At 58.7% G+C, this 19,195-nt stretch carries 20 protein-coding genes; 7 read left to right on the top strand and 13 right to left on the bottom strand.

Annotation, left to right across the window (positions count from 1 at the left end):
- The coding region (locus AC1DPR_RS20315; RefSeq protein WP_477817039.1) for a ubiquinol-cytochrome c reductase iron-sulfur subunit N-terminal domain-containing protein at positions 1-181 on the bottom strand (181 nt) is incomplete at its 3' end.
- Positions 182-444: 263 nt separating this feature from the next.
- On the opposite strand from AC1DPR_RS20315, the gene napE reads away from it, so the two are divergent.
- The 6 genes from napE to AC1DPR_RS20285 are packed head-to-tail and all read left to right on the top strand — an operon-like array spanning position 445 to position 5,098.
- Positions 445-639, top strand: a complete 195-nt coding sequence (napE, locus tag AC1DPR_RS20310) for a periplasmic nitrate reductase, NapE protein (RefSeq protein WP_192303306.1) — start codon at positions 445-447, stop codon at positions 637-639.
- A gap of 7 nt (positions 640-646) precedes the next feature.
- Positions 647-1,147 (top strand): ferredoxin-type protein NapF, encoded by a 501-nt coding sequence (locus tag AC1DPR_RS20305; protein WP_477817038.1) that lies wholly within the window; start codon positions 647-649, stop codon positions 1,145-1,147.
- Positions 1,140-1,427: a chaperone NapD gene (locus AC1DPR_RS20300; protein ID WP_018856239.1), complete on the top strand. Its 288-nt coding sequence runs from the start codon at positions 1,140-1,142 to the stop codon at positions 1,425-1,427. The genes AC1DPR_RS20305 and AC1DPR_RS20300 overlap by 8 nt, the downstream gene beginning before the upstream one ends.
- Positions 1,402-3,909 (top strand): periplasmic nitrate reductase subunit alpha, encoded by a 2,508-nt coding sequence (napA, locus tag AC1DPR_RS20295; RefSeq protein WP_477817037.1) that lies wholly within the window; start codon positions 1,402-1,404, stop codon positions 3,907-3,909. The genes AC1DPR_RS20300 and napA overlap by 26 nt, the downstream gene beginning before the upstream one ends.
- Positions 3,876-4,379 carry a nitrate reductase cytochrome c-type subunit gene (locus AC1DPR_RS20290; protein WP_037089420.1) on the top strand — a complete coding sequence of 168 codons (504 nt, stop codon included), beginning with the start codon at positions 3,876-3,878 and terminating at the stop codon, positions 4,377-4,379. The genes napA and AC1DPR_RS20290 overlap by 34 nt, the downstream gene beginning before the upstream one ends.
- A 5-nt stretch (positions 4,380-4,384) precedes the next feature.
- A complete protein-coding gene (locus AC1DPR_RS20285; RefSeq protein WP_162763480.1) occupies positions 4,385-5,098 on the top strand; it encodes a NapC/NirT family cytochrome c in 714 nt (237 codons plus the stop codon).
- Positions 5,099-5,353: 255 nt separating this feature from the next.
- On the opposite strand, the gene AC1DPR_RS20280 is transcribed toward AC1DPR_RS20285, so the two are convergent.
- From AC1DPR_RS20280 to AC1DPR_RS20245, 8 genes are all read right to left on the bottom strand, one after another.
- On the bottom strand, positions 5,354-6,166 hold the full coding sequence (locus AC1DPR_RS20280) for a c-type cytochrome (RefSeq protein ID WP_018856235.1): 813 nt from the start codon (positions 6,164-6,166) through the stop codon (positions 5,354-5,356).
- The gene (locus AC1DPR_RS20275; protein WP_018856234.1) at positions 6,166-7,788 is read right to left on the bottom strand and encodes a b(o/a)3-type cytochrome-c oxidase subunit 1; all 1,623 of its coding nucleotides are present in this window, start codon (positions 7,786-7,788) and stop codon (positions 6,166-6,168) included. Before AC1DPR_RS20275 ends, AC1DPR_RS20280 begins: the two co-directional genes overlap by 1 nt.
- Positions 7,778-8,335 (bottom strand): cupredoxin domain-containing protein, encoded by a 558-nt coding sequence (locus AC1DPR_RS20270; RefSeq protein ID WP_062368230.1) that lies wholly within the window; start codon positions 8,333-8,335, stop codon positions 7,778-7,780. Before AC1DPR_RS20270 ends, AC1DPR_RS20275 begins: the two co-directional genes overlap by 11 nt.
- On the bottom strand, positions 8,335-8,502 hold the full coding sequence (locus tag AC1DPR_RS20265) for a hypothetical protein (protein WP_018856232.1): 168 nt from the start codon (positions 8,500-8,502) through the stop codon (positions 8,335-8,337). The genes AC1DPR_RS20270 and AC1DPR_RS20265 overlap by 1 nt, the downstream gene beginning before the upstream one ends.
- A gap of 7 nt (positions 8,503-8,509) precedes the next feature.
- The gene (locus AC1DPR_RS20260; protein WP_477817041.1) at positions 8,510-9,724 is read right to left on the bottom strand and encodes a c-type cytochrome; all 1,215 of its coding nucleotides are present in this window, start codon (positions 9,722-9,724) and stop codon (positions 8,510-8,512) included.
- A gap of 41 nt (positions 9,725-9,765) precedes the next feature.
- Complete coding sequence (locus AC1DPR_RS20255) at positions 9,766-10,476, bottom strand: c-type cytochrome (RefSeq protein ID WP_051085577.1); 711 nt, start codon at positions 10,474-10,476, stop codon at positions 9,766-9,768.
- A 726-nt stretch (positions 10,477-11,202) separates the two neighbouring features.
- Positions 11,203-13,860 carry an adenylate/guanylate cyclase domain-containing protein gene (locus AC1DPR_RS20250; RefSeq protein ID WP_477817036.1) on the bottom strand — a complete coding sequence of 886 codons (2,658 nt, stop codon included), beginning with the start codon at positions 13,858-13,860 and terminating at the stop codon, positions 11,203-11,205.
- Positions 13,861-13,898: 38 nt separating this feature from the next.
- A complete protein-coding gene (locus AC1DPR_RS20245) occupies positions 13,899-14,090 on the bottom strand; it encodes an aroma-sacti cluster domain-containing protein (RefSeq protein WP_018856227.1) in 192 nt (63 codons plus the stop codon).
- 168 nt (positions 14,091-14,258) lie between these two features.
- Between AC1DPR_RS20245 and AC1DPR_RS20240 the strand changes: the two genes are divergently transcribed.
- Positions 14,259-14,912, top strand: a complete 654-nt coding sequence (locus tag AC1DPR_RS20240; RefSeq protein ID WP_477817035.1) for an iron-containing redox enzyme family protein — start codon at positions 14,259-14,261, stop codon at positions 14,910-14,912.
- A 246-nt stretch (positions 14,913-15,158) separates the two neighbouring features.
- Here AC1DPR_RS20240 and AC1DPR_RS20235 read toward each other — a convergent pair whose 3' ends face one another.
- The 4 genes from AC1DPR_RS20235 to AC1DPR_RS20220 all read right to left on the bottom strand — a co-directional run bounded on the left by AC1DPR_RS20235 (position 15,159) and on the right by AC1DPR_RS20220 (position 19,071).
- Positions 15,159-16,670 carry a mechanosensitive ion channel domain-containing protein gene (locus tag AC1DPR_RS20235; RefSeq protein ID WP_477817034.1) on the bottom strand — a complete coding sequence of 504 codons (1,512 nt, stop codon included), beginning with the start codon at positions 16,668-16,670 and terminating at the stop codon, positions 15,159-15,161.
- Positions 16,671-17,129: 459 nt separating this feature from the next.
- Entirely contained in the window at positions 17,130-18,083 is a 954-nt protein-coding gene (locus AC1DPR_RS20230; RefSeq protein WP_477817033.1) for a C45 family autoproteolytic acyltransferase/hydolase, read from the bottom strand.
- 334 nt (positions 18,084-18,417) lie between these two features.
- Positions 18,418-18,900, bottom strand: coding sequence for a hypothetical protein (locus AC1DPR_RS20225; protein ID WP_477817032.1), 483 nt, complete (start codon positions 18,898-18,900; stop codon positions 18,418-18,420).
- 15 nt (positions 18,901-18,915) lie between these two features.
- Complete coding sequence (locus AC1DPR_RS20220) at positions 18,916-19,071, bottom strand: hypothetical protein (RefSeq protein WP_018856222.1); 156 nt, start codon at positions 19,069-19,071, stop codon at positions 18,916-18,918.
- Positions 19,072-19,195 lie beyond the last annotated feature (124 nt).

The following is a 19,195-nucleotide window of genomic DNA, read 5'->3' as shown; positions in this document are numbered from 1 at the left end:
GGCTGGAAACGTCAACCTCGATCGAGGCCAGCGCCAACGTCGAAGCATCCGGACGCATCTGGTCGATAAACGGCCATGCAACCGCAACGGCCCCAACCGCCCCCGCCATGCCTGTGGTGAGATAAAGGAAATCACGGCGAGTCGGCTCGTTTACGGTTTCTTGCTCTGTGCTGTCTGTCACGCGTTTGACCTTTCGACGCTTGGATCGATCGCTTCGCCGACTGGCGTCCCCTTGCTTAAGCAAGCGGCTGCACGGCGATTATGACCTCCATAGGTCGAAGGGCGCTCCCGGTATTTGCGCTCCCTCAAAGATCGTTGCGCTCGCCCGGCCGCCCTCGGCAAAACAGCTCAACGTTCCCATAGCCTTGCACGCAGGAGGAAGTGCAATTGAGACTATGCGTCTCCAAAAACGTGTGCTACGATTCTTGCCGTGGGGGAGCCGCCATGACCGACCTGATCGACAAAGCTCCGAAGGAAATCAACCCCCGCGGACGGCGGCGGGTCGAGGTCCTTGCCTTCCTCGTCTTGGCCTTTGGAATCTGGCCGCTCGTCGCCGTTGGCGTCGTCGGCGGATACGGCTTCCTCGTCTGGATGTTCCAGATCATTTACGGCCCGCCGGGGCCGCCTGCGGGTCATTGAGGGCGTCATGCGGACAGAGCCCATCTCACGTCGATCGCTGTTTTTCGGCCGACCTGCCAAAAGAAATATCGGCATCTGTCCTCCTGGGGCGACGGCCGAAAGCCTCAACGCGTGCACGGGATGCGGGCTTTGCGCCGAACGATGTCCGACGGGCATCATCCGGCTTTCGGACGGGATGCCCTCGATCGATTTCGCTTTTGGCGAATGCACCTTCTGCGGCGAATGCAGCTCGGTCTGTCCCGAACCCGTCTTTTTGACCGTGAAAGCCGATCGTTTCCCGCATGTGGCGGTTGTCGGCGACGGCTGTCTCGCGAAGCGCCACGTCGCCTGCCAGTCGTGCGGCGAATGCTGTCCCGAGCAAGCGATCCGCTTCCGCCCGCGGATGGGCGGCCCGTTCGTCCCGGAATTGAACGAAGCGCTCTGCAGCGGTTGCGGCGCGTGCCTCAGCCTATGCCCGGTCAGCGCCATCGGCCTCCAGGCCCGCCAAGCGGAGGCCGCCGATGTCTGAGCAGCCGCAGCGCTATCATATTTCCAGCGCGGTGATCGCGACGGTGCCGGCGCGAACCGAAGACGTCCTGGCTGCAATCGCCGGGATGGAGAATGTCGAAGTCCATGGCCACGGCGGCGGCAAGATCGTCGTCGTGATCGAGGGAACGAATACGGGCATGCTAGGCGAATGCCTGACGCGCATTTCGCTGCTTGATGGGGTGATCACGGCGAGCATGGTTTTCGAGCACGTCGAGACAGAGGAGATGCGAAGCGATGACCGGAACACTGACGCGGCGTGACATCCTGAAGGCCCACGCCGCCGGCATCGCCGCGGCGACCGCCGGTATAGCACTACCTGCCGCCGCCCAGCCGGTACCAGGCGGCGTCGAGGCGCTCGAGATCAAATGGTCCAAGGCACCCTGCCGCTTCTGCGGCACCGGCTGCGGCGTGATGGTCGGCGTGAAGGATGGCAAGGTGGTCGCCACCCATGGCGACATGCAGGCCGAGGTCAATCGCGGCCTGAACTGCATCAAGGGATATTTCCTTTCCAAGATCATGTACGGCGAAGACCGGCTGAAGACGCCGCTCTTGCGCAAGCGTAACGGCGTCTATGCCAAGGACGGCGAGTTCGAACCGATCACCTGGGACGAGGCGTTCGACGTGATGGCCGAGCAATGCAAGAAGGTGCTGAAGGAGAAGGGACCGACGGCCGTCGGCATGTTCGGCTCCGGCCAGTGGACGATCTTCGAGGGCTATGCAGCGACGAAACTGATGCGCGCCGGCCTGCGCTCCAACAATCTTGATCCGAACGCTCGCCACTGCATGGCCTCGGCGGCCTACGCCTTCATGCGCACCTTCGGCATGGATGAGCCGATGGGCGTCTATGACGATTTCGAGCATGCTGACGCCTTCGTGCTCTGGGGCTCGAATATGGCGGAAATGCATCCAATCCTGTGGACCCGCGTCGCCGACCGTCGTCTCGGTCACCCCCATGTCAGGGTTGCGGTTCTATCCACCTTTACCCACCGCAGCATGGATCTCGCGGACATACCGATGATCTTCAAGCCGGGGTCGGACCTGGCAATCCTCAACTACATCGCGAACCACATCATCCAGACCGGGCGGGTTAACCAGGACTTCGTGGATCGGCATACGCGGTTTGCCCGCGGCGTTACCGACATAGGTTACGGGTTGAGGCCGGATAACCCGCTGGAATTGAAGGCTGCCAATGCGACCGATCCGGCGAAGATGGAGCCAATTGACTTTGCCGCCTTCAAGAAATTCGTGTCCGAGTACACGCTGGAAAAGGCAGCTGAGCTGAGCGGCGTTGATGCAGGCTTCCTGGAGCAGTTGGCGGAACTCTACGCCGATCCGCAACGCAAGGTCATGTCGCTCTGGACGATGGGCTTCAACCAGCATGTGCGCGGCGTCTGGGCGAACCAGATGGTCTATAACATCCACCTGCTGACGGGTAAGATATCGGAACCCGGCAATAGTCCCTTCTCACTGACCGGGCAGCCGTCGGCCTGCGGTACCGCGCGCGAGGTCGGCACCTTTGCCCATCGCCTCCCGGCCGATATGACCGTTACCAATCCCGAGCACCGCAAGCGGGCGGAGGAAATCTGGCGCATCCCGCATGGCATCATCCCGGAAAAGCCGGGCTACCACGCCGTTCAGCAGGACCGCATGCTGAAGGATGGAAAGCTCAATTTCTACTGGGTGCAGGTCAACAACAATATCCAGGCAGCACCCAACACGAGCAACGAGACCTGGCAGGGATACCGAAACCCGGAAAACTTCATCGTCGTCTCCGATGCCTATCCGACAATCACGGCGATGAGCGCCGACCTGATCCTGCCGGCTGCGATGTGGGTTGAGAAAGAGGGCGGCTACGGCAATGCCGAGCGCCGCACCCAGCTCTGGCGCCAGCTTGTCCAGGCCCCTGGAGAGGGACGGTCGGACCTCTGGCAGATCGCGGAATTCTCCAAGCGCTTCAAGACTGACGAGGTCTGGCCCGCCAATATCCTCGACGCCAATCCGGAATATCGCGACAAGAGCCTGTTTGACGTTATCTTCCGCAATGGCGAGGTCGACCGCTTTCCCCTCAGCGAACTCGATGCCGACTACGACAATCAGGAAGCGAAGGCCTTTGGCTTCTACATTCAGAAAGGCCTGTTTGAGGAATATGCCACCTTCGGGCGCGGACACGGCCACGATCTCGCACCCTTCAACATGTACCACGAGGTGCGCGGGCTGCGTTGGCCGGTGGTCAACGGCCAGGAGACGCTCTGGCGCTATCGCGAGGGCTTTGATCCTTTCGTGAAACCTGGCGAAGGCGTGAATTTCTACGGCCAGCCGGATGGCAAGGCGGTGATCCTGGCCGTGCCTTACGAGCCGCCGGCGGAGGCCCCGGATGATGAGTTTGACGTCTGGCTGGTGACTGGCCGTGTGCTGGAACACTGGCATTCGGGTTCAATGACATTGCGCGTTCCCGAGCTCTTCAAGGCATTCCCGGGTGCACGGGTATTCATGAACGCGGAGGACGCCCGCAAGCGCGGCATCAACCAGGGTGCGGAAGTGCGGATTGTGTCACGTCGCGGCGAGATCCGGTCGCGTGTCGAGACGCGCGGGCGAAACCGCATGCCGCCCGGCGTCATCTTCGTCCCATGGTTCGATGCAAGCCAACTGATCAACAAGGTTACTCTCGACGCCACCGATCCCATCTCAAAACAGACGGATTTCAAAAAATGCGCGGTCAAGATTCTCCCCGTCGCCATTTGAGGCGGCCTGATTGGATGCTGGTCACGGCGGGTATTCTGCTTTTCGTCGCGACGGCCACGATTGCCCAGGTATTGCCGGAAACGGCACCGCAACTGGTCGGGCGAGTGCCGTCGATGGCGATCGGCCCGGCGGCGCCACTGCCGAAGTGGATCGTGGACGACCGCCGCAGGATGCGCGCCTATCCCGACCAGCCGCCAGTGATCCCTCATTCGATCGAGGGATACGAGCTCTCGGTGAACGCGAACCGATGCCTTTCCTGCCACAAGCGCGAGTTCACCCAGGACTCCGGTGCGCCGATGATCAGCGTGACACACTACATGACCCGTGACGGCCAGATGCTCGCGGATGTCTCGCCCCGGCGATACTTCTGTACCGCCTGCCACGTGCCGCAGGCGGACGTGCGTCCGCTGGTGAACAACCTGTTCAGGGATATGAGCGAAATGGGCGTCAAGCCTGCCGGAAGCGAGTGACGCCGATGATCTCATGGATCAAGAAAGCGATTGTCTGGGCCTGGTCGATCCTGACGACGCCTGCGGCCACGATTGGGCTCGGCGTCCTGACGCTCGGCGGTTTCATTGGCGGCGTGATGTTCTGGGGCGCGTTCAATACGGCGCTGGAACTCACCAATACCGAGAAGTTCTGTACCTCCTGTCATGAGATGCATGACAATGTTTACCAGGAACTGTCTCGCACGATTCACTTCTCGAACCGCTCAGGCGTCAGGGCCACCTGTCCGGATTGTCACGTGCCGCATCAATGGACCGACAAGATCGCTCGCAAGATGCAGGCATCCAAGGAGGTGTGGGGCAAGATATTCGGCACGATCAATACGCGGCCCAAATTCCTGGAGAAGCGGTTGGAGTTGGCACAGCACGAATGGGCGCGTATGAAGGCCAACGACAGCCTGGAATGCCGCAACTGCCACACCGCGGTGGCAATGGATCTGCAGAAGCAGACGCAGCGGGCTGCCGAGATTCACACCCGATATCTGCTATCCGGGCAGGCAACCTGTATCGACTGCCACAAAGGGATCGCCCATGAGCTTCCGAACATGGAAGGCGTCGACCCCGGCTGGAAGATGCCGAAAGAGCTGGAAGGCAATGCGATGACGAGATCGACGCCGATCGAGGATCTGCAGGATGCCATAGCCAGAGCGCATGCATCCGCCTCCTCGCAGATGGTTGATTGATCTGCCGCGGAAACCGCACGCGAAGTGGCCATTCATTGGAAGGACGGCAAGTGGATGAGACGGCCTTCCGCCGAGTGACTGACAGCCGAACACGATCGCGGTGAGGACCTCGCCCTCCCCCATGAGAGGAAATGTTTTATCGGTCGTTTTTCTTCACGTGGCGTGTAACCACAAGGCGCGATCGAACGAGATGACAGTCGCCATTCAAGCACCGTTCGAATCACCGGCATTTTGACGACACTGCGACTGATCGGTTCATTCGGTGGACAGATAGGGCGGCGGCTGGTTTGCGTAGTACCGGGCTGCCTCTTCGATCTCTTCGGGCGTCATCGCGCGCGCAACGTTGCGCATCTGACTGCTGATGTCGTTCTGCCGCGAGCCAGATACGAAGGCCTGGAGCTGGGTCTTGAGGTAAAGTTCGGACTGGCCCTCGAGCCACGGACTGCCCAGCTTGTTTTCAATAGTGCCGTGACACGAACCACAGGGCGCGATTCCTCTCGTTGGCGCGCCGCTGATCACGATGCGCGGGGCGGGATTGGCCCCGGCGGGATGAAAGCCAGGCAGTCGCGGCAAGAAGGCGTAGTATGCAGCAAGATCCTGCATGTCCCGCTCGGTCAGTTTTGCCGTGAACGGGCTCATGACAGCATTGACACGAACGCCGTCCTTGAAGTCGCGAAGCTGTTTATAGACCACGCTTGCATACTGGCCGGCCAGATTCGGGGAGTCTGCGCGGCTTATGCCTGTGGGGCCGTGACAGATGGCGCATTGCTGCGCAAGCGTGGCCCCTCTCCCTATCGCCTCCTCGTTGCGAGTTCGCGAAACTGCGGTTGCAATCTTCACAAGAGAAGTCTTGTAACCTGGCTGCACGGGTTCAGAAGCTTCTCCGCGCTGCGGCAGCCCGGCCGCCCGGCAGATGGTATCCCATAAGCCCACCACCTGCTCCCTTGCGTCAAGGCGCGGAAGCAGCACAAAGCCCAATAGCGCGGCGACAACAAAGATTGCGGCTGTCACGAGGACGCTGGTGAGCGTCCACCGGTTCCGAAAGCTGGTCAGCCTGTCGCCGTTCATCACCTTTCTCCCACATATACCGCTGGCACGGAGGTGTCATTGCGTATGGCAAGCTGAAGGATCGGATATCCATAGTTCGTGATCGTCAGTGCTACCATCAGGCCAACCCAAAGACCGTAGCTGTTCAGGGCCGCAGGAACTCTGGTGGTAGGATGGACAGCCAGCGCGAACCGATACTCCTCAGGCTGGCTTGGCGAAGCGAGATGCGAGCGGATAAGAACGACAAGGAAAAGAATACCCGAGGCAACGAGTATGAACCCACCAATTGCCGAGAGCACGACCGAAACCGCCTCGTTCGCAAGAGCCGGATCCGTATAGTCGAAGAAGGACATCCGGCGCGGCATGCCGAGAATCCCGACATAGTGCCATGGGAAAGTCGTGACGATCATTCCGATGAACCAGAGCCAGAGCTGAAGCCTGACCAGACCAAGGCTGACGAGAGGACGTCCCGTCAGATGGGGCCACAGGTCATAAGCGATGGCGAAATACATTATGACGATCGCGCCGCCGAAAATGAGATGAAAGTGCCCGGTGATCCACTGCGTGTTGTGGATCGACGCGTCGAGCTGGTAGCTCATGTTTATGAGCCCCCCGGCCCCGCCAAAGCCGAGCATGATGAAGGAGAATGTCACCGCCAGCATCATGGGGTTGCGCCAGGGGAGCGCGGTCAGCCAGCCGAAGGCGCCCCTGCCCCCTCGCGCACGCGCCGCGATTTCCACAGACGCCAGTATGGTGAAGACGGTCAGCAGCGTTGGAAGTGCGACCAGGGCGGTGAAAGTGGAATGGATGAACTTGAAGCCTGCACCGACCTGAGGGTCGGCGAAGGCGTGGTGGATGCCGATCGGCATGGCAACCACGAGAAAAAGGATGAACGAGATACGCGCCATGGTGTCGCTGAAGACGCGACCGCCGATCGCCCGCGGAACGATCGTGTAGTAGGCGATATAGGTCGGCATGAGCCAGAAATAGACGATTGCGTGCAATGTCCACGAGAAGAACACGCGCGCAAGACCGGCGTCGATGGTCGATTTGAACCCGAGTGCAACCGGGATGATTTGCAGCAGTAGCTCCAGGGCGGCGCCGACGGCGGTCCATGCCCATAGATACGAGCCGGCCACGTTGGCAAACATGGCGAGTGGCACTGGAGCGCCCGGATTGGCCCTTTTCCAAACCCTCAGATTGATGGACATGAGAGCCACCCAGATCCAGGAGCCGACAACGACCATCACCACGCCGATATAGTATAGCGCGCTTCCGATCAAAGGCGGGTAGAAGGTGTAAAGCACTGACGCCCGACCAAGGGACACGGGGATCATCGCGATGACAGCGCCGACCGCAATCAGCCAAAAACCGGTCCAGGCCCAGCGGACTCCAACGAGGGCCTGTTTCAGGGAAGCCTCGCTGATCGCATAGCCGAAGGCCATTGCGACAAGCGTTGGGAACACATAACCCATCACCGTGCCATGAGCGGTCAGGGAACGGTAATACCATTCAGGATTGCTGATCCAGGGAGAAAGCGGACTGCGGACGTACATCTGCCAGGCGCCGAGCGGCAGGGCAACGCCAAAGGTCGCGAAGGCGAGCCAGAAGTGCGCCAGAATTAGCCTGCGATTATGGAGCACAGGAAAGCCTCCTCTTGTCCGCAATTTCCGAAAGGAACTGCTGCTTGTCGACGGCCTTCACTTTCGCCCACATGCCTTCGTGGCCAACACTGCAGAACTCCTGGCATGGCATGAGGTGTTCACCGGGTTGGTCAAAGCTGGCCTTCTGAACCGATACGTAGCCAGGAACGAGCATCGTGTTGATGTTGGTGCCCTGGATGAGGAAGCCATGCACGACGTCGGCGCTGGTGGCCCTGAAAGTAACCGGGGTCTGAGTTGGAACGACGATGCAGGGCGGGGAGAACGAATACTGCTGGCCGATCGCCCTTACCGTCACGGAACCATCCTGCTCGACCGCGCTGCCCAGATTGGACTCAATGAACTCGCCCTGGAGATGGATCGTGGTCGGGTCGATGGTTTCGACCGCTGTCTGCGGCATGGTCGCCTGATGTATCCCGGCGAACGCCGCCATCCCCGCCAAAAACACAATAATCAAGATCGCAACGGTCGCCCAGCGCCGTTCGACGCGCTCAGCGACCGCCGCTGCTTCGTTGTGAACATCGCTCATCAGACGCTCCGGGGCACGAACACAAGCAAATAAAACAAGACCCACATTGCAACGACGGCGGCGGTCGCAATCCCGGCCACAACAACTGCTCCTCGTGGCCCTTCAGCGACAATGCGTTCGACCATCCGGTCGTCGGGGATATGGGCAGGCTCGTCAGGATTGATCATGTCGTCCTCATTGCAGTGGAGCAGATCGAAGCTTGTTCGCCTCGGCGGCGCTGACCGGGGTGCCACGGTTGCCCCATGCCGTCCTGATATATGATGCTACTGCGGCGACCTCGTCGTCGGAAAGCGTGACGGCAAATGGCGGCATGCCATGCGGCATGGGGTTCTTGGCGGTAGCCGGCGGATATCCGCCGTTAAGAACCATGCGAATACCATTTACGGCCGATTCCATCTGGATCGACTGGTTTCCGGCTAGCGGCGGGTAATGAGGAGGCTTTCCTTCGCCCTCTGCCCCATGACAGCTCGCGCAGTGCTTGTCATAGACGGTCTTCCCGAGACTGATGAGGAGGCTTGCCTCTTCGGTCCTGACGGAAGGTTTTGGCGGGGAAGGTTCATCCTGCGCGATGCTTTTCAGATAGACGGCCATCGCGCGCGTGTCCTCGTCGGTCATGTACTGAAGACTGTTGTACACGACTTCGGCCATCGGCCCGTAGACCGCTCCGCGGGTCGATATTCCCTTCTGCAAAAGATCCGAGATCTCCTCGATCGACCAGTCGCCCAAGCCTGCTTCCTTGTTCGATGTCAGTGATGGAGCATACCAGTCCTGCATCGGAATCAAGCCGCCCTGAAACGCTTCGGACTCGCGACTCCCGCCGAGTGCGTTGATGGGCGTATGGCACATGCCACAGTGGCCAAGCCCCTCCACGAGATAGGCTCCCCGGTTCCACTCGTCGGACTGCTTTGGATCCGGCTTGAACTCGCCCTCATTGAAGAAGAGGGTTCGCCAGCCGAGGATCAGAGACCTGTTGTTATATGGGAATTGCAGGTCATGCGGCCGGTTCGTCTGGCGCACGGGCGCAATCGTCTTCAAATAGGCGAAGATCGCATCGCTGTCGTCGCGCGTGACCTTTGTGTAGGAACCGAAAGGCATCGCCGGATAGAGGAGACCGCCGTCCGGGAACCTTCCGCTGTGCATGGTCCTGTAGAAATCGTCGGCCGACCATTTCCCGATGCCCGTTTCGGCATCGGGCGTGATGTTCGAAGTATACAACGTGCCGAAAGGCGTGGGCATCGAACGACCCCCAGCAAATAATTTGCCCTCGGGCGCTGTATGGCATGCGACGCAGTCCCCGGCTCGCGCCAGATACTCTCCCTTTTTGACGACATCGCCCGATTGCGGCGACTGCGCGGCAGCCGGCACCAGCGTTGCGGCTATCGCCAACATCGATGACACGACAAGAGCGGTTGAAAATCGAAAACGCGCGCTCATGGCGTCCTCCCCTTCTCGGGCTGGCTGCCGCACGCGAAGGGCAACGAATAAGAACCGGCCGCAGATGGCGCAGGATCGGCGGGCTGAGCCTGATTGGCGAGATAAGCTGCGACGGCTCGAACATCGTCTTCCGTCAAACGTCCGGCGACGAGCTGCATGCAGTCGGGCGCAGTGGCCGTGCGTGTTCCATAGCGCCATCCGCCGAGCTGAGCGCTGATGTAACTGGCGCGCAAACCGAGAAGGCCCGGAATACCAGGCTCCTGGCCAGTCAGGGAGCCGCCATGACAGCTCACGCAGGCCGGAATAGAGCGGTCCAGGTCGCCCTGCGTCACAAGCGCGTGCCCGTGATCAAGCACTGCGGCGCTGGCATCCGTTGGCGGCTTCTCGGGAAGCGCCGGCCGCTGATCGGCGAAATATGCCGCAAACTGCCGCAGATAGTCGTCCGTCAGGAACGCGAGGAGATAGTTCATTGGCGGATATTTCCGCCTGCCCGATTTGAACGCTTCCAGCTGGTTGTAGAGATATCCGGCGGGCTTGCCCGCAAGCCGTGGGAAATACGGATCGTTCGTACCCTTTCCCTGCTCCCCGTGACAGGGTGTACAGGCCTGAACACGGTCGGCCATGTCGGGAGGATAGGCCTCCTCAGCAGACGCCACCGCGCTCAAGAGGCTTAGACAGCTTGCAAGGAAAACCCCTCGTACGAACACCAGCTTCACCCCACAGCATCGCACTTAGCTAAAAATCGTGATGCGATAGGATATCGCGCGAAGGCGCCTGTCAAGTGTGCCGAGGTATAGCTTTTCAGTGGGCCGTCGGTCAGCTAGCCAAAGGACTTGGTCAAAGCAGTTTTGTCGCTTAAGGGCAGAGTTTCTTTAGCTGACTTTGCCAACGAAGCCGCGCTTCGCCACGGCTGCCGAGATGGCAAGCCGTAGAGATGTATCTGGCGACACGCAGTACCCCGAAGACGCGTTCCACGGCTGCCTCGGCAGCGCTTCATGTTGATGCGCTCGCAAGCCTTCTGCGCAATGTAACCACGCCGACCGACGGTCGCCCTGACGATTTGATGGATAAGTCCAAGCTCTGGTTGAATTTGATTTCGCATCGCTGCCTGGCGGGTTTCCGACACGCTTGAAACAGGCGGACGCGACTTCCTCAATCGACCGCAAGTGGGTCGGTGCTTCGTCCTCTCCGGGAGCAGCACATGAAGCGGGACGAATACGGTTGCAAAGCATGAAGGAAGCGCTGGAATGGTGCGAAAAAAGTGATCTCCAGACGCGGTCGTATCGATGATGGGCATATGCAGCGACCTCCCGGCGCTGTCAGCCTTGTCAGACCTGTGACGCTGTATTTGCCGTATCGAATGGGGACGTTGCGACAGTACGTGCCTACATCAAAGGCTTCGAATAAGTGGCACGCGGGGTCAGTCGCAAACCTTATTCTTGATGCGAAATTCCATGCGCGAACGCGAGCGCCCTGGTTTTATCCCAAGACATCCCTTCCGCGTGCAGTTCGCCGTAACGCTCGGCACCCAGTTGCGCCGTTGTCGACTCAATCGCCTTGTCGAACTCGACCTGATCGGCAAACTCGAATGTGACGCCGACCCGATGCAGCATCGTGGTTACCGCTCCAAACAGCCTTGCGGCATCGTCGAAGTTCGATTCCTTCAAGGCGATCTCTCCTGCAAGGGCAACGTAGAGATTGATCATCATGGTGTAGTCAAATTCGGTCGCCAGCTGGATCGCCTCGCGCAGATATTGCCTGGCGGTCCCAACATCGCCGTTGCTGATGCAGACATGGCACATGTTCAGCAGAAGCGCGCCCATCCAATATTGGTCACCTGATCGCCGCATGAGTGTCAGGGCTTCTTCGTAACACTCCGCCGCCGACTGCATGTCACCGCCACCACGCGCGCCTTCTCCCAGCGCGATAAGGGCAATTGCGGCGGAGTGCCAGTCTTCGAGCTTCTTGCACTCATCCAGGGCGGCAATAACCATGCTCGGCCCGGTGTCGCTCTCTATGGTGGCCGCCATGGTTGCTCCGAGCGTGATCATGGTGCGGGCAACATCCTCGGCGCGACCGAGGGATTTGAAAATTTCGTGCGCGACTTCGAAGTTCGGCACGGCACCCGCGTAATCGCCGGAAATCAATTTGAACCAACCGGCAACGTCATTCAGGATCGCGAACTCTCGCGTTCCCTTGATACCCGAAGCGATGGCCAAGGCCCGATCTGTCCACATGAGCCCTTCAGTGAATTGGGCCCTTGGGATCAGATACCACAGCACTGCCTGCAGGTATCGACAGATATGGTCGAAATCGGCGCGCTCCAAACTCCAGCCAAGGGCCGCCCGGATGTTGTCCATTTCCATCTGGAGTTCTCCGACCAGCCGCCGCTGGTCCGGACCCACCAATCCAGGTGACACTTGCTCGACGAATTGCAGATAGTAGATCGCGTGGGCATCCTTGCAGGAATCGAGTTCGCCAAATTCCTGCAACTTTGCCAGGGCGAACTGCCGGATTGTCTCCAGGATGGAAAAACGCGAACTCCCGCCAGCGGTATTCGTCGTGAGAAGGCTCTTGTCGCACAGGGAAATCAGGATATCGACAACCGGCAGGTCGGGTCGCGTTTGATCGCCACACAGGTGCTCGGCTGCTGCCAGGCTGAAACCGCCCCTGAAAACCGACATCCTTGCGAAACAACGTTGCTCGTCGGGATTCAACAGGCGATAGCTCCAGGAGATTGCTTCGCTCAATGTCGTGTACCTCTGGTCGTCGTCGTAATGAGCTTTCCCGATGATGGACAGGCTCTGGTCAAGGCGGCCCGACAGTTCGGCAAGCGTCAGTATCCGCAGCCTTGACGCGGCCAGTTCAATCGCCAAAGGAAGACCGTCCAGACGTCTGCAAATATTGGCAACCAACGGCACAGTGCGTTCGTCGAGAACGAAGTCGCGCTTCACGGCTCGTGCTCGCTCCGCAAACAATTGCACGGCATCGGACTGACTGACTGCCTCATGGGCAGTTGCGTCAGGAAGCTGCATCGGGGCGACTGGATAGACCACCTCCTCTGCGAACCTAAGGGGCTCGCGGGTGGTCACCAGAACATCCAGCCTGGGACAGATACCGAGCAGCTTCTTAAGATCGGCAGCGGCTTCGATGAGGTGCTCGAAATTGTCGATAAGGAGCAGAAGGTGTCGTTTTGTCATGAAATGGGTCAGTCCTTCCAGGACCGTGCGCCCGCGGTATTCCGGCACTCCCAGCGTTTGTGCAACAACAGGCAAGAATAGGCTGGGTTTCGCGACAGCACCCAACGACACCATGAAAACACCATCACCATAGACAGGAACAAGCCTGTACGCCGTCTCGATGGCCAGCCGCGTCTTACCTGCGCCGCCCGGACCCGCGAGCGTCACCAGCCTCTGGTCACTCGTCAAAAGGCTGGTGATTGCCGAGATATCACTCTGGCGGCCGACAAAGCTGTTGGTCGCCTTTGGAAGGTTGGTAGGGTGGTTGTCGATGGACTTTATGGGAGGGAATTCCACCGACAGTCCGGCTATCTGGATTTCGTAGAGATGCTCTGGAAACGAAAGGTCTTTCAGGCGATGGCTGCCAAGGAAACGAACGCTGCCCTTCTCGGCGATTTTGTCTTTGTCCAACTCGGCCATGGTGGAACTGGACATGAGAATTTGTCCGCCACTCGCGGCTTCAGAAATGCGGGCTGCGCGGTGTACGTCAATTCCCACGTAACCGATGCTCGTGTCGGAAACGGGGTACACCTCGCCGGTATGGAGACCGATCCTGACCTTGAGAACGACATCGTCGGGCCAATCTTCCTCGGACAATGCTCTCTGGACTTCGACTGCGGCGCGAAAGGCGTCGTCCGCATTGTCGAAAGACGCGAAAAAGGCATCGGAGTGCACAACCACTACCTTGCCGCCGTTGGATACCGTTTTTTCCCTGAGGATCTCGAAGTGGCGATCCACCACTTCGAAGAAGACCTCGGAATGATTTTGGACGAGCAAGGTCGACCCCTCGATGTCCGTAAACATCAAGGTAGCCCACTCGGAATGATCAAGTCTGCGGGGCAAAGCAGGCATTTGCGTCAATCGAGCTTATATTGGGTTGAGGTCTGTGCTTACAGCATTGTCGGCTTCTTGACGGTCTTAATCGGCCACTCGAACTTGTCGAGTTTCGCCTTGATGTCGATCAGCGCCTTGACCTCCTGCGGGGTCAGATCCTCAAGCTGCTTCTTTTGCTCGTCCGCCATCTGTTGTTCGTCGTCGAAAACCTTGGCTTGCTTGAGCTTTTCGTAATTCGCGGAAGCCATAGTCGTCTCCCCTCAGAAGCAAGATGAAATTCCAGCACCCCAGCAATTCAACTATACACTTTCGATGTTGTTTGAGCCATAACTAATATAAGTTGAACGTTGTTGTTGGCTCCATTTCCTTACTTCTTTCGAAGCGTCGATCAGCGATCGGCCAATGGGGATTTTACAATGGAAACGAGTGATCGGCTTCGGCTCAGAATGGCGATGACCAACGGGCATCTCGTTAGATCCCTCGACGCGCTTTGGAGCAGCCCCGACATTGCCCGGCTCTTTCCGGAATATCTGATCCTGCTGCATCAGGTCATCCGGGCGAGCGTCCCCTTGATGGAGGCTGCTCGCTCCGAGGCCTTGAAGCTTCCGATCGGGGACCCGCTTCGCGATCCGCTAGCGAGCTATTTTCAGCACCATATCGACGAGGAGAAAGACCACGATGACTGGACGCTCGAAGACCTGAGCGCGGCAGGCTTTTCCAAGGACGAGATACTGAACCGGATCCCGCTGCCGACGACCGCCGCGTTTGTCGGATGCCAGTATTATTGGATCTATCATCATCACCCGGTTGGGTTGCTTGGCTATATCCTCATGCTGGAGAGCGATCCCGGAACCACCGACGTATACGATGACCTCGAACGCCGGACAGGGCTCCCCAAAGCCCTTTTCCGGACATACAGGATGCATGGTGAACTTGACCCGCAGCATGTGAAGGAATTGGACGAGTTCATCGATTCCCTGCCGTTGTCGGAGAGCCATCTGTCATTGATGGGGATTTCCGCGATGAGCGCCTGCATCGGATTTGCTGAGTGCGTCACCCGGCTGCAATAACCCGGCTCCAAAGACGAAGATCACCTTCCTCCACTACGGAACACAAAGATCCTGGCGACGTCGACCTCGCACCACTGCTCAACAAATCCCAGTTTGGGCACTGTTTCACTGCCGTGAGCAGCGCGGGCATCTTTCAGTGAGTTCATTTCGCTGCCTTGTGAGCGGCGTGGTCGGATGGATCAATTGCGTAAGCTGCGCCGTTGTCCCTCCAGGACCACGGTCGAATAGGGGTTCAGGATAGACACGTCATCCAAGACCAAACAAATGCCTTATCCTTGCCGATACCGACGACGCATGTTGCAGAGGAGAAAGATGGTTCGCCATGTGCAAGCGTTCCTCCGCTTTCGACCGAGCGGACAATAGCATCGCCAGTTCTTCCGCAATGGCGGGACGTTCTCGCATGATCGCGGCGAGCCGTTCCTTGGGAATCTCATATACTACGGCGGCTGTGATCGCCTTGATATCACCCGGCTCCAGTGCTCCCATCAGCACCCCCCGCTCACCGAAGACATCACCCGGAGCAAGGCGTTCAAGCTCGATGGTTTGGCCATCCTCAATCTCCTCGACTGTCATCACACCGTTTCGAAGGATCATCAGCGACGTCAGCGAGGTGTCCCGATGGGCGGCGATATCGCCTTCTTTGAACGACAGCTTGTTCATAGCGGAGGCCAACTCTTCTCGTTCCTCGCTTGTCAGAGAGGAAAACAGAGAAATCGCATCCAGAAGACGCCGCCTTGACGTTTGTCGTTGGACACTCATCTCGGGTGTCTCCTGGGTGAGGACTACCCTGGTAGCTCCTCCGTCGGAGGCAAGCTGAAGACCTGACGCCTCGGTGTGACGAAAGACGAGATCGTATAATTCGTTTCGAGCACGAGGCAGTTGACTGCGTTCCGCCACCCGAAATGACAGTTCGATCTCCAGATAATTCGCATCCATCGCCGTAAAATTCGCGGTGGGAGGGGGCGTTTTCATGATCGCATTACTGCTCAACAGTACACGTTCCATGGTCTGAAGGATTACAGATGGCGGCTTGGTCGGGGCCAGCTTGAATTTCAAGGTTGAGCCGTGTGTGTTGTCCGGACTACTGATGTTGACTATCCGGCTCTTGGCGAGGACGCTATTGGGCACAATGATGAGGTCGTTGGTGCCGCTAAGGAGTTCGGTGGACCGCCAGTTGGTTTCCACAACGCTTCCTTGCGTGTCGTCTTCCAATCTGATCCAGTCACCTACGGACAGGGGTTTTCCGAGATTCAGCGCAATGCCGGAAAAAACATCGTTGAGGGTACTTTGCAAAGCCAGACCCAAAACGATAGCGAACACACCGGAGGTGGCGATGAGGGTGCCCACTGGTAAACTGAAGACGTATGCGATGATGCTCAACGCGGCGCCAAGATAGACAATCCCGACTACCAGGTCCTGCAGAAGTCTCCCTTCCCTCGGTTTCCGTTCGAGTGTCAAAAACGTGCGGACCAAACTGGCAAGGAGCATCGCTCCTCCGATCCACCAGATCGCTTTGAGGATCCCGGAGCCGATCCGATCAGCCACCGTTTCCGCAGTTATATCAGGCGCATACGGCGGAATTCTATGGTAAAGGAGCAAAGCCGTTAGGGCGACGAAAAATACGATGTTGGCCGCGAGCCGTCCAATTACGCGATCGCCCGTCAATGGCGTCGCGAGCATTCTCAGAAGTACCAGGATGGCAAACTGGACAACAGGCTCTTTCAGCAGACTGGCGAACTGATCAGAATACGATAGCATCAACCGTGACCTTGTCTAAAATCTCAGCCCGTCGCGAACTTCTCGACCTTTCTGATTTCAAAAGCACTATTCCCTCGCGCACGCAACTGCGTCGCAAGTCTGGGGCCCCGGCAACATCATCCGGGACCGCGGAAGCCACCTGAACCTGCCCAAGAAGACCAGGCCGCCTCGGGGGTGGGAGAAAACCACGAAAACACACTTCGCCAACGCCGCGACCTGCGACACGAAGTGGAAGAAGGCGAACGACACCTCGACCGCCGGCGGCAAGATTCTGGGGGGCTGGCAAGCTTATGGACGGGGCAGCGTAGTTGCGAAGCCCACTCGATCAGTCTCCTCGCCAACACGCCAGCCATGTGCCGTCGATATGCGCGAAGATAGACACGATATATCCGCCGAGAGCGTTGGCGACTGCTGCTGATTGTTCGGTGGCTGAACTATCGCTGTGGAAGGTGTGATTGGCTAGCCATAGCTGTGCATATACTCGTCTTCTTCGAAATCCTCGAAACCTTGGGACCAGTGCTTGCCGGGCCAGATATAGGCCACTCTCCCTTCCACAGGGCGGTAGACGGCAGTGTAAAGCGTCGGAAAGGAACCGCTCCTGGAATACAACGGCGGCAAAAGAAATAGATCGGTCAGTCGCGAGAGTGTCATGGTTGGATCGTCGATCGCCTGCTGAATCAGATGCTGGCGCGCCAATGATGACGATGGGGGCCTGGCGGTTCGCTGGTGGTTCGTGCAGGCCTTCAACCTGGTAACGATCGGCCGCTGGTGGGGAGCGAGAAGCACTGTGGCGTAGTGCCCTGAACGGTCGAGGACAGTTACGTTTTGTGGGAGCGCTACTGGTATTCGGCAAAGCGTCGCCACCGCCTGACTTACATCGTGGCAAGTTTCGAGGATGTAGCGGATGATCAAAATGATCGAGAAGCCAAGTCCTTGAGCACGGCTGCCGCCAAGGGTGACACTGGCGACGAGTCCGTTCTCGTTCATACCATCGACACAGCCTCCCCAGGGCCGCTGCGCCTTGCAGATCACCCGCATTCCCGACCAGGCTGTGATCTCAAATCGTTCCGAAACAATATCGGGTGGGTAATCGAAATTTCGGATGAGGGCTGGCCCTCCTCTTCCCAACCAGACTGCCTGACTGCAGCCATGGCGTTCTGGCGCAGGACGGAAGTGACTGAGCATTCGATGCGCCACGTCATCGTCGCCAACGAGGTCGCACGCGCGGTCGTAATGGAGCGTCAACTTAGGCATGTACTTCACCAAGGCCGCGCGGCAATCCTTCGCCGTTGGCGTCGGTGATGCTTGATGGCCGAAATACCATCGTTCTGCTTCCGCTCGCCCAGCAACGAACCGGGAAAGCCAAGCCTTTCCGGGGCGATCTTCCCGTTCCATGAGGAATCTCTTGAACATTGTGCAGCTATTGTAACCCGCTGCAAGCAGTGCGGCTACGTCGCTCTATTGCAATAAACAACAACAGATCGTTCGGCTCTGTTGCGGCGGCAACTTCGGCTAGTCACCCCGTTCAAGTTCAGGCTGCACCCCTAGGCCCGGTTGGTCGCGCGCCGCTACAATTCGAAAAGAGGCTTTTGGGTGGATATCACAGATGAGGCGATTGATTCGTGGCCCGGTTGAAGATTGGCGGCCCATTGCCGAGTTGTTCGAGGGTGGCGTCGGTTCCGCCTTTAAATGGTTGCCGGCGACGACATCACAATCACCCCGAAGCTTACTATTCAAACAGACGCACTTAGACGATCTCAGTCGCGCGCTGTGCGTCCAGAACGGTCATGCCCTCATGTCGCGCAAGTGCTTTCCGGATCTGCCCTACGATTTCCCGTTCGGCCTTGATGCGTCGCCGCATCAAGCAGAAGAACGATCGCAGGAGATATCCGATGGCATCCCACGACAGCCTGCAGTCGCCGTTCTTCAAAGCCAGCAGGACGTCGACGACCTCTTGCGCGGCATCCATGTCGAACAGGCGTTCGTTGGATCTTCTATTTTCGGCCTCCACGCGATCATGGTCCGGCATGATTGCATGCAGTGACGCAGAAACAACATGTTCCTCCAGGCCATGGGTTGCCTGGAGCAGCGGGATCAGGCCGCCCGTCACGGTGTCACACAGCCTCTCGTCTACGTGGCAGGGAAGAAAATCGGCAATCGCTTCCAGAAGGTCGCACCACGATACAAGCTGCCCGTAGCACGCCTCGAGCTCGGCGAATTTGTTCGGCATTTGCATGATCGCCATCTACCTTTGCAGAAAGAGGCTTGCGGCGATCGCAACGGCGGCAAGGACGGCTGACACGACGCCGGTCCGCTGCAGGACGCCCATGCGGTAGAGTGTGATTGCGAAAATGACGATCACGGGGGTGGCTATGGAAAGTCCGATCTGGGCGTCGGTCATCATGGTCTCCTTTGAACCGGACCATAGGCCGGTCGAGAACAGACGTCTTTGAGATCGATCAAAGAGACAACAGCAGGCCCGGAAGCGACGGAAGGAGCAAGAAGAAGTGGGGGAACGGGCTGGC

This window comes from Rhizobium sp. 01T417 (assembly GCF_056398905.1).
This window is presented reverse-complemented; position numbering and strand designations above follow the sequence as displayed.